This window comes from Rossellomorea sp. SC111 (assembly GCF_024733565.1).
In the GTDB taxonomy this organism is placed as follows: Bacteria; Bacillota; Bacilli; order Bacillales; family Bacillaceae_B; genus Rossellomorea.
The window spans coordinates 64699-78102 of sequence record NZ_JANIOC010000018.1 but is presented as its reverse complement, the minus strand read 5'-3'; the positions used below and the strand labels follow the sequence as shown (position 1 = coordinate 78102).

At 43.7% G+C, this 13404-nt stretch carries 18 protein-coding genes and 1 riboswitch; of the genes, 14 read left to right on the top strand and 4 right to left on the bottom strand.

The features are described from left to right. Nucleotides 1-325: 325 nt before the first annotated feature. From spoIIQ to NQ095_RS19545, 11 genes are all read left to right on the top strand, one after another. The gene (gene spoIIQ / locus NQ095_RS19595; RefSeq protein ID WP_258265123.1) at nt 326-1183 is read left to right on the top strand and encodes a stage II sporulation protein SpoIIQ; all 858 of its coding nucleotides are present in this window, start codon (nt 326-328) and stop codon (nt 1181-1183) included. A gap of 286 nt (nt 1184-1469) precedes the next feature. Next, entirely contained in the window at nt 1470-1652 is a 183-nt protein-coding gene (locus NQ095_RS19590) for a hypothetical protein (RefSeq protein WP_258265122.1), read from the top strand. Nucleotides 1653-1676: 24 nt separating this feature from the next. Continuing rightward, nucleotides 1677-1979 (top strand): DUF4212 domain-containing protein, encoded by a 303-nt coding sequence (locus NQ095_RS19585; RefSeq protein WP_258265121.1) that lies wholly within the window; start codon nt 1677-1679, stop codon nt 1977-1979. 33 nt (nt 1980-2012) lie between these two features. Continuing rightward, nucleotides 2013-3680, top strand: coding sequence for a sodium:solute symporter family protein (locus tag NQ095_RS19580; protein ID WP_258265120.1), 1668 nt, complete (start codon nt 2013-2015; stop codon nt 3678-3680). Nucleotides 3681-4558: 878 nt separating this feature from the next. After that, nucleotides 4559-4819, top strand: coding sequence for a sporulation transcriptional regulator SpoIIID (spoIIID, locus tag NQ095_RS19575; protein ID WP_258265119.1), 261 nt, complete (start codon nt 4559-4561; stop codon nt 4817-4819). 499 nt (nt 4820-5318) lie between these two features. Beyond that, nucleotides 5319-6329, top strand: a complete 1011-nt coding sequence (mreB, locus tag NQ095_RS19570; protein ID WP_258265125.1) for a rod shape-determining protein — start codon at nt 5319-5321, stop codon at nt 6327-6329. Between the two features lie 48 nt (nt 6330-6377). Next, nucleotides 6378-7220: a flagellar hook-basal body protein gene (locus tag NQ095_RS19565; RefSeq protein WP_258265118.1), complete on the top strand. Its 843-nt coding sequence runs from the start codon at nt 6378-6380 to the stop codon at nt 7218-7220. Nucleotides 7221-7276: 56 nt separating this feature from the next. Further along, entirely contained in the window at nt 7277-8119 is an 843-nt protein-coding gene (locus NQ095_RS19560) for a flagellar hook-basal body protein (RefSeq protein WP_258265117.1), read from the top strand. A 15-nt stretch (nt 8120-8134) separates the two neighbouring features. Continuing rightward, a complete protein-coding gene (locus NQ095_RS19555; protein WP_258265116.1) occupies nt 8135-8410 on the top strand; it encodes a DNA-directed RNA polymerase subunit beta in 276 nt (91 codons plus the stop codon). 310 nt (nt 8411-8720) lie between these two features. Continuing rightward, nucleotides 8721-9155, top strand: coding sequence for a 3-hydroxyacyl-ACP dehydratase FabZ (gene fabZ, locus NQ095_RS19550; RefSeq protein WP_098351529.1), 435 nt, complete (start codon nt 8721-8723; stop codon nt 9153-9155). Nucleotides 9156-9299: 144 nt separating this feature from the next. Beyond that, nucleotides 9300-9599 carry a hypothetical protein gene (locus tag NQ095_RS19545; RefSeq protein ID WP_034765207.1) on the top strand — a complete coding sequence of 100 codons (300 nt, stop codon included), beginning with the start codon at nt 9300-9302 and terminating at the stop codon, nt 9597-9599. A gap of 32 nt (nt 9600-9631) precedes the next feature. Here NQ095_RS19545 and NQ095_RS19540 read toward each other — a convergent pair whose 3' ends face one another. Both NQ095_RS19540 and NQ095_RS19535 read right to left on the bottom strand, forming a co-directional pair. Further along, nucleotides 9632-10126, bottom strand: a complete 495-nt coding sequence (locus tag NQ095_RS19540; RefSeq protein WP_258265115.1) for a class D sortase — start codon at nt 10124-10126, stop codon at nt 9632-9634. A 67-nt stretch (nt 10127-10193) separates the two neighbouring features. Then, a complete protein-coding gene (locus NQ095_RS19535) occupies nt 10194-10532 on the bottom strand; it encodes a helix-turn-helix domain-containing protein (RefSeq protein ID WP_258265114.1) in 339 nt (112 codons plus the stop codon). Nucleotides 10533-11143: 611 nt separating this feature from the next. Then, nucleotides 11144-11265: riboswitch (cyclic di-GMP riboswitch) on the top strand. Nucleotides 11266-11298: 33 nt separating this feature from the next. On the opposite strand from NQ095_RS19535, the gene NQ095_RS19530 reads away from it, so the two are divergent. Next, the gene (locus NQ095_RS19530; RefSeq protein WP_258265113.1) at nt 11299-11436 is read left to right on the top strand and encodes an anti-repressor SinI family protein; all 138 of its coding nucleotides are present in this window, start codon (nt 11299-11301) and stop codon (nt 11434-11436) included. A gap of 34 nt (nt 11437-11470) precedes the next feature. On the opposite strand, the gene NQ095_RS19525 is transcribed toward NQ095_RS19530, so the two are convergent. Both NQ095_RS19525 and NQ095_RS19520 read right to left on the bottom strand, forming a co-directional pair. After that, on the bottom strand, nt 11471-11791 hold the full coding sequence (locus tag NQ095_RS19525; RefSeq protein ID WP_060672839.1) for a helix-turn-helix domain-containing protein: 321 nt from the start codon (nt 11789-11791) through the stop codon (nt 11471-11473). A gap of 96 nt (nt 11792-11887) precedes the next feature. Further along, entirely contained in the window at nt 11888-12328 is a 441-nt protein-coding gene (locus tag NQ095_RS19520; protein WP_258265112.1) for a YwpF-like family protein, read from the bottom strand. 269 nt (nt 12329-12597) lie between these two features. Here NQ095_RS19520 and NQ095_RS19515 point away from each other — a divergent pair, with 269 nt between their 5' ends. Both NQ095_RS19515 and NQ095_RS19510 read left to right on the top strand, forming a co-directional pair. After that, the gene (locus NQ095_RS19515) at nt 12598-12975 is read left to right on the top strand and encodes a single-stranded DNA-binding protein (protein ID WP_258265111.1); all 378 of its coding nucleotides are present in this window, start codon (nt 12598-12600) and stop codon (nt 12973-12975) included. A 24-nt stretch (nt 12976-12999) separates the two neighbouring features. Then, entirely contained in the window at nt 13000-13173 is a 174-nt protein-coding gene (locus tag NQ095_RS19510; RefSeq protein ID WP_258265110.1) for a hypothetical protein, read from the top strand. Nucleotides 13174-13404: the final 231 nt, after the last annotated feature.

The window sequence follows — 13404 nt, the reverse complement described above, 5'->3', positions numbered from 1 at the left end:
TTCTTGAGTAAACTTGGCCATATGTGCTGGTACCTCCTATTGTTGGTTGGGGTGTCCAACAATAGGGGTGCAACTCAAGCAAAGCCCGAGGAGGCTCACCGCCAGCCCCGCGGAAAGCGAGCACCTGAAGCGGAAATCAACCACTACTCGCTACTTCAATAACAACTATTTTATAAAAACATACATATTCCTCCCCACTTTGTCGAAACATAAGAAATTAAATTTTTTTTCCGAATGTGTATATATTGTCAGAATTCTGTTCAGAATGATTGCAGAGGTGATGAAAATGAGAGAGGAAGAAAAGAAACACCCTTCTCAAAACTTTTTGAAAAGACGTTGGGCATACCCAGCAATCTATTTAGCAAGTGCAGCAATCATTATCACGGGGATTCTGTGGTACCAGGCAGGAAATGATGTAAACGAGAAAGCCAAGGATTACAGCTATGATGGAGTTCCTACTGACAATGAGTTCAACCAGCCTGCAGAAGAAGTCAATCGTTCATTGGAAAACTTTGTAATGCCTGTTTCAAGTCCTGAAGATACAGTGATCGAAAAACAATTCTACGACACTGAAGCTTCAGCTGAAGAACAGGAAGCTGCCCTAGTCGTGTATGGAAACATGTATTATCCAAACCAAGGAGTCGACATCTCAAAAGACGGGAAAGAATTCGATGTTCTGGCTGCAATGAGCGGTACAGTCACAAAGGTTCAGGAAGATTCCTTACTTGGTAACACGATTGAAATCGAGCACAGCAAAGGCATCGTGACTCGTTATCAATCAGTGAAAGATTTTGAAGTCGCGGTTGGAGATGTAGTCGATCAAGGACAAGCCATTGCGAAATCAGGAAAGAGCTTATTCAATGAAGAAGCCGGCGTTCACGTACACTTTGAAATCCGTAAAGCGGATGTTGCCGTGAATCCAATGGAATACTTCAATAAGTCTCTTGCCACTCTTCAAGAAGCACAGCTTGAAGACAAGAAAGTTTCAGGTGAACAGCCGGATGCAGAAGCTGCAGAGGAAAATGCCGTAGAAGACCAAGCTAGCGAAAACAAAGCTACTGAGGACAAAGCTACGGAAGAAAAAGACGCAGCTGAAGAAAATAAGTCTACTGAAGAAAAGCAGGACCAGGCCAAGCCGAAACAAGAAAGCAAAGACAACGCTGACGTAAAAGACGAAGAGTAACACCGATAAATGAGGACTGACCGATTTACCGGTCAGTCTTTTTGCTTGTCCAAAAAAATTTCCTTGGAAATTCGACAGACAGGAAGGTTTACTGGGAAAGCATTTCCATAAGCATTCCATTCGCAACGTCAGGCATAATCTTTAATATTCTTATTTCAGAAAAATGAATGGTGAACATGTGTCGCACAGTTGTCGTTTTTTCTTTATTGACCAGGCTTTTTTCAGTAAAGATAATGATGTCATGAATAAAATTTCAGAAAATTAAGAATTAAACGGAGGTGAAACGTTGATCTACTTCATGTTATTTCTACTCATCACAGGAGGGTGCATCATCCTTGCCCTGAGGAAAAAGCGGGCATTCTTTCTGACCATACCGTTCGTGTCTTTATTCATTTATTTTATCGTTCAGATTGCCATTGTCCCGGTGCCGTTTTTTGAAACAGTGAAATATATTTTCAGTTTAAAATAATGAGCTTGAAAAGGGGTTACGTACATGAAGAAGATTGATAGAGCGAAAGCCGATCAGTATTTTAAAGAAAAAAATCGATACATGGCCTTGTACTTAGTCATCTGGCTTCTTTCCTCCTTTGGTGTGGTACTGTTTGCCGAAAGCTTGTCCACCTTCACTATTAACGGATTTCCATTCCATTACTTCATGGGTGCTCAAGGATCGATCGTCATTTTCATCGTTTTGCTTTATGTGAATGCGAAGGTGAGCGACGGAATCGATAAGAGATATGGACTGGATGAAAGCCGGAATGAGCAGATCAGCTATGGAAAAACGCTGGATCATTAAATCAAATAGAGAAGGAATAGGAGGAAAGAATGAATGGATACTCAGTTTATCGTATCGACGTCTATCATACTCTTGACGTTTGCGTTATATATCGGAATTGCGGTTTATAACAAAGCGAAGGCGACATCGGACTTCTATGTGGCCGGACGCGGGGTGCCGCCGATCTTCAACGGGATGGCGATCGGGGCCGACTGGATGAGTGCAGCATCATTCATTGGACTTGCCGGTACTGTCATGATCCTCGGGTATGACGGCCTTGCCTACATCATGGGCTGGACGGGGGGATATCTGCTGTTAACCTTCCTCCTCGCACCACAACTCAGGAAGTACGGAAGGTATACAGTCCCGGAATTCATCGGGGACCGGTATAACAGTCATACTGCCCGGGTCATTGCCGCCATCTGTACGATCATCATCAGTTTCACGTACTCAATCGGTCAGTTGTCGGGATCAGGTGTGGTCATCGGCCGTCTATTCGAAATCGATGCCAAGGTCGGTACGATGATCGGGGTCGTCCTCATTGCCTTTTACGCTGCGTTCGGCGGCATGAAGGGGATCACGTGGACCCAGGTGGCTCAATATATCGTATTGATCATTGCCTATTTGATTCCGGTGATTTTCATGTCCCTGCAGATTACAGGGAACCCTGCCCCGTGGATATCGTACGGTGAGCTGGTCGGGGAAATCGGGGAGCTTGACCGGGAGCTCGGGGTGTCGGAATACTTCGCTCCTTTTACAAACGGGACAAAGTGGCAGTTCATGGCCCTCATGTTCACACTGATGGCCGGTACCGCAGGGCTTCCCCACGTCATCGTCCGGTTCTATACCGTTTCCACGATGAAGGCGGCACGCTGGTCAGGTGCATGGGCACTCCTTTTTATCGGGCTTCTTTATCTTTCAGCGCCAGCTTATGCGGCATTCTCCCGTTTTATTTTGATGACAAAAGTGGCGGGAAGCAAAATCAGCGATCTGCCTGCCTGGACGGCCTCATGGGTCGATACCGGAAAACTGCAGGTAGCTGATGCGAATGGAGACGGGATCCTTCAATGGAAGGAAATCATCATTTCGAATGATATCGTCGTCATGGCGACACCGGAGATCGCGAATCTTGGCGTTTTCGTCATCGGGCTCGTCGCAGCCGGCGCCATGGCAGCGGCGCTATCGACGGCGGGAGGATTGATGATCGCCATTTCGTCTTCTTTTGCACATGATATTTACTACCGCGTATTCAAACCGAATGCGACAGAGCGGAATCGTCTGGCGGTTGCAAGGTGGTCGATCGTGGTGGCTACAGTCCTGGCGGGTGTGGTGGCGTTGAATCCTCCAGGAGTGATCACACAGATCGTCGCATGGGCGTTCGCATTGGCGTCAGGAACGTTCTTCCCGGCTCTCTTACTCGGAGTCTGGTGGAAGCGCTCCAACGCCCAGGGGGTGATCGCAGGGATGCTTGTGGGGCTGGGCGTGACCCTGACATACATCTTCCTTGCGCGATCAGGTGTGACCCTGTTCGGAATCATTGATACAGGAGCGGGTGTGTTCGGAGCGGCGTCAGCGGCCATTGCCAATATCGTCGTGTCCCTCATGACGAAAGCACCTTCACAGAAAATCCAGGAAGAAGTAATGGACCTCCGATATCCGGAGCAGATGACCTTCAAGGACGGGGAAGTCTGGGTAGAAGATGAGGTTGATTTCAAAGCATGATGGATGGAAGCCTTAGAGGGGGGAATATTTAAAATAAGCGGAAATTTTCCGGTTAAGACTCAAGAATGGAGCTCTGTTCGGGATATAAGCGGAGTTATTCCGGTTAAGCAAAGCTAAATTGAAAATTTTCGCGTATATCGAGTAAATAGCCGGAATCTTTCCGTCTATTTAAGATATTTTCAGTTCTATTTGATAAATAAGCGGAATTCCTCCGCTTATTTATCAAACTGGCTTTAGCCTCAATTGAACATGTATAAAAGAAAAGTAGAAAAAGGCTGAGGGATACATGCATCTCTCAGCCTTTTTGACTGTGAAATGAAATGTGAATTATGTTGTGGGAGTTGATTTGGTCTGCGATTAACCGTTTTGTACCTTACAAGTATATGCTCTAGGGAAATCCCGATAGGCTTTTCCAGTGTATTGAGAAAATCAGACATTTTCGCAGATTCATCGACTCATTTCTCAGGAAATAGTGAGGGAAGGGGGAATGATACAGATGATGTCGAAAGTTATCGATGATCCGTCATTTCACGTTTTTCCATTCGAATTTCCGTGAAAAGGTCCGTCCCTTACATTTATTTTTCAGAAAATTCAAGCGAAACCTTGTCCTTATTGTGTTTTTTGTGCATATATGTGGGCACAAGCTAATAAAATGAAACAAACCTATCAAAACAGAGAGTGTTTGAGGTGAGGAATCGTCGTTATATCATTGATCATTAGCTGAATAAGTTGTTTATACGTTGTAACATCAGGAAGCTGCCGTCCTAAATAAGGCTTTCTGCCGCTTGCCCATGAGCAAGGGGTCTATACTATTCCATTGATGCGAAAGCGAGTCTCATTTCACACTTCTCACATCCAATTTAGGGAGGTCGAGTGGTGTGCACGATTACATCAAAGAGAGAACAATCAAGATTGGTAAGTATATCGTGGAGACGAAAAAAACTGTTCGTGTAATTGCGAAGGAGTTTGGCGTGTCCAAAAGTACTGTCCATAAAGATTTAACCGAACGACTGCCAGAAATCAATCCGGATCTCGCAAATGAAGTCAAAACCATACTTGATTACCATAAATCTATCCGGCATCTACGAGGTGGAGAGGCAACCAAGCAAAAGTACAGAAAAGAAGAGCTCCACAGCTAACACAAATACGCCAAGCCCCAGAATGATGGGTTGTGCTTGGTGTGTTTTTGTGTTTTGGGGAGGGTTATTGAGAGTTGTACCAGGTACAGATTGCTGGGAGTGTACCAGGTACAATAAACCATGGGTGTACCTGGTACACATGGCATGCAGATGATTTTTGACAGCTGAATTCATGGAGAGAATCACCTGTCAAAAAAGAAGGGAAAATCAGCAGGTGAAATTCCTTCATTATTCAGCAGCTGAACCCGAAGATCACCCCCATCATCAACGTAACTCAATACTCCTGTAACATCCCTCTTCAAAACACCTATCTTTTTCCAAAATAATAACAATATCAATACATTTTTTTGACAAAGAACATCGCCATTCGACATATTTATGGTAAAATAGTTAATTAGGTGAAAGTTTTACCTTAACGTTTTTGCGTAATGACATAAAGATGAAAACCATAGATGAAATACAATGTTGAAATTGTAAAAGTAGAAGGGAGAAACACATGATGTTCGCGAAAGATATTGGGATTGACCTTGGTACGGCTAATGTATTGATTCACGTTAAAGGAAAAGGGATTGTCTTGAATGAGCCATCGGTCGTGGCGCTGGATAAGAGTACAGGGAAGGTGCTTGCTGTTGGTGAGGAAGCGCGCCGCATGGTCGGGCGTACTCCCGGGAATATTGTGGCGACACGCCCGTTGAAAGACGGAGTCATCGCAGACTTTGATGTAACAGAAGCAATGCTGAAGCATTTCATCAATAAATTGAATGTAAAAGGCTTCCTATCAAAGCCACGCATCTTAATCTGCTGCCCTACAAACATCACGAGTGTTGAGCAAAAGGCGATCAGGGAAGCTGCTGAGAAGAGCGGCGGCAAGAAGATTTACCTGGAAGAAGAACCTAAAGTGGCGGCGATCGGTGCCGGCATGGATATCTTTAATCCGACTGGAAACATGGTCGTGGACATCGGTGGAGGCACGACGGATGTAGCCGTACTTTCCATGGGTGACATCGTAACGAGTCAGTCGATTAAGATGGCCGGGGATAAATTTGATCACGAAATTCTGAATTATATTAAAAAAGAGTACAAGCTTCTGATCGGGGAGCGTACAGCTGAAGATATCAAGGTGAACATCGGGACGGTATTCTCTGAAACACTTGATGAAGACCGCAGGGAGATGAGCATCCGGGGACGTGATATGGTATCAGGTCTTCCACGTACGATTACCGTGACGTCCAAGGAAATCGAAGGAGCTCTTCGTGAGTCAGTGGCTGTCATCGTACAGGCTGCGAAAAATGTTCTTGAGAAGACGCCGCCTGAATTATCAGCTGATATCATTGATCGCGGAGTTATTTTAACAGGTGGTGGAGCCCTTCTTCACGGAATGGATACGCTCCTTGCAGAAGAATTGAAAGTACCGGTATTGATCGCGGAGAACCCGATGGATTGTGTAGCCATCGGAACAGGGCTGATGCTTGAGAACATCGATAAAATTTCCAGAAGAAGAATCGGGTAAAACGACCGCGCCATTGATCCGATATAACCGTTAAGAGGTGAAAAGTACATGTTTCGAGGATTTTATACAGTAGCATCCGGCATGCTTTCTCAACAGCGGAAGACCGAGATGCTGACCAACAATATGTCGAATGCCAATACACCGGGTTACAAGGCGGATCAGGCTTCGATGCGGGCGTTCCCGGAAATGCTGATGGACCGGATGGATTCCACATCGATCCCGACTGATAAAAAGTTGTCGCTTCCTTTTAATCAAAGAGTGGGGACACTCAATACAGGGGTGTATATGCAGGAAACGATTCCTTCCTTTGTTCAAGGTGACCTTCTGGAAACGGGGCGCGGCATGGATGTAGCGTTATTGGATGGTTCCATGCCTGTTGATGCCGAGACGGGGATCCGTGGATCGGTGTTCCTCACGGTGGAAGGACAGGATGGAAACCCGCGCTATACGCGTAACGGGAATCTGACGGTGAACGGTAACGGCTTCCTTACGACGAACAGCGGTTTTTATATGCTGGATGAAAATGGTGACCGGATTCAACTGGAAAGAGATCAGTTCACGGTCGGTGAAAACGGGCAGATTGTGGTGGATGGAAATGCCGTCGCAACCCTCGGAGTGGGATACTCGGATAATCCGAACCTGCTTGTCAAGCAGGGAGATGGTCTGTTTGCAACAGAAGGCAACGCAGCTCTTCCTGACGCGTATGAAGAAGAGAATGTTTCTTTTGCCGCCAAGCAGGGCTTTCTGGAGCGATCCACTGTTGATGCTTCCCGTACGATGACCGACATGATGTCAGCGTACCGGGCATTTGAAGCTAATCAGAAAGTGCTCCAGGCATATGACCGGAGCATGGAAAAGGCAGCCAATGAAATCGGCAGGGTAAACGGATAGCAAGTATTGTAAATGAATTTCGCCACTGAATACCTTATAATAGGGGAGAACGTGTCATGAATCGGACGATGATTACAGCAACTAACACATTAGGCCAATTGCAGAAACAAATGGATATGATTGGTCACAATCTTTCGAACGCAGATACAATTGGATACAAGCGACGGGATGCAACGTTTTCCGAAATGCTTGTGCAGCAGGTGAAAAACCAGGGCGTGGACAAGTTCGAAACAGGCAGGCTCACCCCCCTTGGAGTCCGGGAAGGGAACGGTGCCAAGCTTTCACAGGCACAGCTGATCTTGAATCAGGGGTCGTTGAAAGAGACAGGCCGTTCCTTGGACTTCGCCTTGACCAGCGACCGTCAGTTCTTCAAGGTGCTAAGTCAAGATGAGGACACAAGTGCCGTACGCTACACGAGGGACGGAGCATTCTTTGCGAGTCCAACCGGGAACGGGGAAATGATGCTCGTGAACGGAAGCGGGTTGCCGGTACTGGATGAGAATGATAACTATATTACGTTTTCAGAGGACGCCTCTTCCTTTCAGCTTGGCGATAACGGGGTTCTGACCGTTACGGGTGCCGGCGGAGGAGAAGAACGATTTAATCTGGGCGTTGTGACGGTTGAAAAATCTCAATTCCTTCAGCAGTTCGGTGGGAACCTATTAGGTTTTGCAGACAACCTGGATGAACTTGGCGTCACACAAGATGAAGTGGTGACCAACGTCACCGGTGGAGCACGATCTGATATCTCCATGGTCCAGAAATCATTAGAAGGATCTAACGTGGATATCAGCAAAGAAATGACGGACATGCTGAGTGTCCAGCGATCATATCAATTCCAGGCGCGCTCGATCTCCCTTGCAGATCAAATGATGGGCCTTGTAAATGGGATACGCTAAAAGGAGTTAAATGCTATGAGTGAAAAAGAGCTACTGCAAGAAAAAGTGACAAGAGAATCAGTAAAGGCAGAAAAAAAGGAAAAGCAAAAGGACGAAACCAAGCCATCACGCTGGGTGCGTGTTCGCATGCTTCCAATCTGGCTCAGAATCCTTCTGTTCATCCTTCTTCTTGCAGGAAGTCTCGTCCTCGGTGCCGTCATCGGCTTTGCAGGCATCGGCGACGGCAAACCAGCCGACGTCTTCAAAGCAGAAACCTGGCAGCATATTATTGATATCGTAGTGAAGAAATAACTTTGAGGGACGGACCTCGAAATCGTTAGCTTTTGCGACAGTGAACCTTGATATAACAGGGTTTCGTTGCGAAGGGAGCTTGTGATTCGAGGTCCGTCCCTCTCTTCAATCGTGGCCGGGGTTAAGATAAGCATTTGGGAGGGACGGACCTCGATTTTGATTCCTTTTTAGATGAAGATCGTTGGTATAAAGGGGGTCTCCTTGAGAAATCGAGACTGTTTTCGAGGTCCGTCCCTCCGCCCTGTTGCTATTACAGCCCCGATTTCTGTACAATAAGGTGTACATACATATTGGTAGGAGGAATCATATTATGCTTGATATTAATGAGATTAAAGAGATTATTCCCCATCGTTATCCGTTTTTGCTGGTAGATCGGATTTTAGAGGTGGAGGAAGGCAAGAAGGCGGTCGGAATCAAGAATGTGACGGCGAATGAGGAATTCTTCAATGGTCATTTTCCTGATTACCCAGTGATGCCTGGTGTGCTGATCGTCGAGGCGCTGGCTCAGGTCGGGGCTGTGGCGATGCTGAAGGTGGAGGACAACCGCGGACGTCTGGCGTTCTTCACAGGCATCGACAAATGCCGTTTCAAGCGTCAGGTGAAGCCTGGTGATCAGCTGAGACTTGAAGTGGAGATGATTCGCTTTAAAGGACCGATCGGTAAAGGAAAAGGTGTTGCAACCGTTGATGGTGAAGTTGCTTGCGAGTTAGAGATGATGTTTGCTCTTGGGGATAAGCAGGAGTAGTCCTTTTGGGAAAACCGGGTTTGATGTGATTCATTTCACGTCGAATCCGGTTTTTTTATGCAAGTTAATTCATTTTCCGGGAAAGCTAACAAAAGACCAACGTAACGGTCTTACATTAACCAACATCGAAAGGAGCCATACATCATGAGCAAAAAATTACTATCGGTCCTTGGCGGATCTGCACTTGCCGCTTTCCTTCTTGTAGGATGTAACGCCAACCAGGAGCCTCCTCCGGAAGACGAAGCACCAGTGGAAGAAAACGACAATATGGATGAGAATAACGATATGAACGACAACGGGGACATGAATGAAGAGAACTACCCTGAGTCAGAGGACAAGAACAAGCAAGGCGACAAAGATGCAGCGAAGGATAACAACACTCCTGAAGAAGACGCTGTAGAAGATGATATTGATATGAAGGATAAGGATAATAAGGACGAGTAGTGAAAGGCGCAGAGGCAACAAGCTTCTGCGCTTTACTCTATTCTCCGGGCATTGATGATGTAACGCTCTGTGGTGCTTGATAGGTATTCAAATGGGTAGCAGGTGGAAAGGGTTAAAACTTCTTGAGGAGCAGTAGACTTGAGCACCGAGAGGTCAGTTTCTTTCACGATAAGGGTTTCAAAAATCTCATATGTGTGTGTCCCAGCCTTCATTTGTAAGGTTAATTTGTCTCCTTTTTGTAGTTCGCCCATTTTTTTAAATACTGTATCGCGGTGGCCGGCCAGGAAGATTCGGTCTTGCTGATTGGGGAGTTTGGTTGATGAGTAATGTCCTACTCCACGCTCTAATTCCGATTCGTCCGTCCCTTCAATTATCGGTAACTCCTTATTTAACTTAGATATTTGTAGGATGCCGATAATGTCTCCTGGATTAAATGAATACTGTGAGGCAGGGGACTCAAATTGATTTTTATCTTCAAGGTCGGAAATTACTGTTTCTGCCTTGGATAGTGCTTTTTTTTCATTCATGTTAATAGTAATTAATAGATAAGAAGAATATATCAGTAAAGCACTTCCACTTACCAATAGACCAATACTAATTATCTTTAAAACGGTTCCTTTCAATATTGCTCACCCTTTTAAATTGAGTAAATTGAATGAATTCTAAAAACTCCTGTTTGCTCAGTCCTTCTTCAATAGCCATTTTCACTAATTGAATCCAATCATCATCTATATCATCCTTAAAGCAAAGTAAGTGATTTGATGATATGCCAAGTGCATAAGATATTTTATCAAGGACCTGTATACTAGGGTTTTTTTGAATCCCTCTTTCAATGGAACTTAGGTAAGATTTTGAAATCCCTGATTTAGTCGAAAGTTCAATAATAGTTAATCCTCTTTTCTCTCGCATCTTTTTTATTTTATCACCTACCAATTATCTCAGTCCTTTGTTCGTTTTAATTTCATTATATAGAACATTTCGTTTTTTATAAATAACGAAATACTAAGATATTTAAAGAATTTTCAAATAAATGAACGCGAATAACAAATATCAAAGGAAATTTAAGGTTATACAGGACTTTAGACTTTGGAAATAGAAATATATACTAAATTATATGTTCTATAAAAAGAACAAATAGTATATTTCTACCAAAAGGGAGATACGTGTAATGTACAAAAAAGTTTGCAACCGTTGTACAAGATCATCGTTTAGTAGTTCTGAGAATGGTGAATGGCTATGCCCTTCTTGCGGAAATAATTTAACTGAATCTCAATTTTATAAAGCAACAATATTACAAAATATAACCCAAAGCGTAACAACTATTAAAAAGATGGAAAGATATAAGAAATAAGGTGAAAAACCCTGGTAATTCGATAAAATTATTCAAATTACCAAAAAACACCTACTTTAAATTGAAAAAAATGTAAAATGATAGGTGTATTTGTAGCATTTGAGGGTAAAATATTATTGTCAGAAAAGACAAAAAACAACAACATGTGAAAGATATTAAAAATATAATAGAATTAGTTATTTAAAACATAAATGTCAGATAAAGGCAAACCTATTGAAAAATGGGGACGCAAAGTCTCGGGTCTAAGGTGAAAATTTGCGCTTTCAGGAGATTGCTCTGAAGTGAACTTTTTACTATGATGGCTGGATTGCCTGGAATACATATTTGTATTTTGGGAGGAGAAATTTTATGACAAATCGTGAACTTGATCTAGAATGGATGGAACTCATTAAACAAGCTTTAGACGCGGGGATTTCTAAAAAGGAAATCAGAGAATTTCTTCACCAACAAACGGAAGAGATGAAGGCTAAGTTCGAAGTGATTTAATATAAATAAAGTCTTGCGAACATTTCGCAAGACTTTATTTATTGTCTAATTTCCATTTATTAAACTCAATGAACTCACGGAACTGTTCCTTGGTGATCCCTGAATCCATCGCTTCCTCTGCAATCTTCATCCATTCGTGATCAATGTTTTGATCCTCCGGCTGGTCATATAATAGAGCATCCATAGGAATACCTAAAGCAGCTGATACTTTCTCCAGGAACTGAATAGAAGGGTTTTGTTGAAGATTACGCTCTATAGAACTCAAATATGACTTGGCTACGCCTGCTTTTTCAGCGAGCTCGGTCATGGACATTCTTTTTTCTTGTCTGTATTTCTTAACTCTCTCTCCAATCACTAAGGACACCTACCTAAGAACTTCATGTTTGAAGTCACAATATTAAATATTATTATATCATAAATATTTCGACAAGAAATTACATTTTTTCGTATTTTAAACGCTCGGCTTTGCATTAGCAGGAATCCTCGGCTTCGATACCATCTTCTGACGGAACTCACGGATCAATTCTTCTCCTGAATATCCCCTTTGGACCAAGTCATCAAGCAGGATCTCTGCATATTCATTCCGTTGTTTCTTCAATTTCCCTTCAAACATGATGCTGATATGTTCATCCATTTCCTTAATGCATCGGATGGATGTCATGAAGGCAGCCGGGTCATTGGCTGCATGGGAAATGACGACCTGGATTTCCAAGTCATCCTTACTCTGCTGAGCCCTTTGGAAAAATTCGATGTTTTCATTCGACATATACGTTTCGACAAGCCATGTTTTCTGACCGTCTTCTTTATTGATGATCAGGCCGTCCACTAGCTCAAAGTCATGCAGTTCCTCGTCCTCCACTACTTGAAGGGAAATCACTTTAAAGGTTTTCATGAACGAACATCTCCCATTTAAAGGTTTTATCAAATTATATCACAGGCCGAATTGTTTTCCCTAATACATTTGCCGATGAAAAAAATGACGAAAGATGCAATTTGGTGTGTTTAACCATGATTTTGATGAAAAAGGGGAAAATCTCCCTAGGCGAATTTGGCAAATTCAAGCCGTTTTTGCCTCGAATTTTGGAAATTCACGATTTTACAAGATTTGCACATAGGAGGTAAGATGATTACACCTTAACAGAAAGGAGGAAATGAACCCAAGTGATCAACCAAGTGACCCTGGTGGGAAGACTGACGAAAGATCCCGAAGCTAGAAAAACAACGGAAGGAAAATCAGTACTTAGTGTGACAATTGCCATAAGCCGGCCATATAAGAATCAGCAAGGCCAAATTGATGCCGACTTTGTACTCTGTACGATTTGGAACCGTGCGGCGGAAAATACGGAGAAATACTGCAGGAAGGGATCCGTCGTTGGGGTGACGGGCCGCATTCAAACCCGTTACTTTGAAAATGATCAAGGTAAGCGGACGTATATCACCGAAGTCGTCGCTGAAAACGTCCGGTTCCTGGACAGTAAGCAGGCGTCATCGGCTACAACTGAGCCGAGCAAGAAAGAACCAATCGAATTGCCGTTCTAATATTTTCAGAAGGGAGATGAAGTAGTGGCCACACTGCAAGAACTTGAACAAAGAATCGATCGACTGGAAAAACTGACGGAAGACCTCATTAAAAAAGTAGCAAGAGTCAATGTCGAACACTTCTACTTATCTCAACGGGTAACCGCCCTTGAACAAGGATACGAATATCCGAACCCGGTTTTGAAAACCTCATCTTAAAGTTGTAACATTCCTCAACGAGAATTCTTTCCACACGTGTCATCCAACCAACCTATAAGCAATGTCTCAAATTCCAATGGTCACCCGCACGATGCCCCAGTTTTGCCTCATCAGAGATAAACATGTGCAGCGGAAATTGAAAGTGATGTTTTCCCCTTTTATCCTCATATTGAGCCGGTTTCCTTGAGGGGAGGCTGGTGTTTTTTTATTTGGTATAATGAATCATTTTAC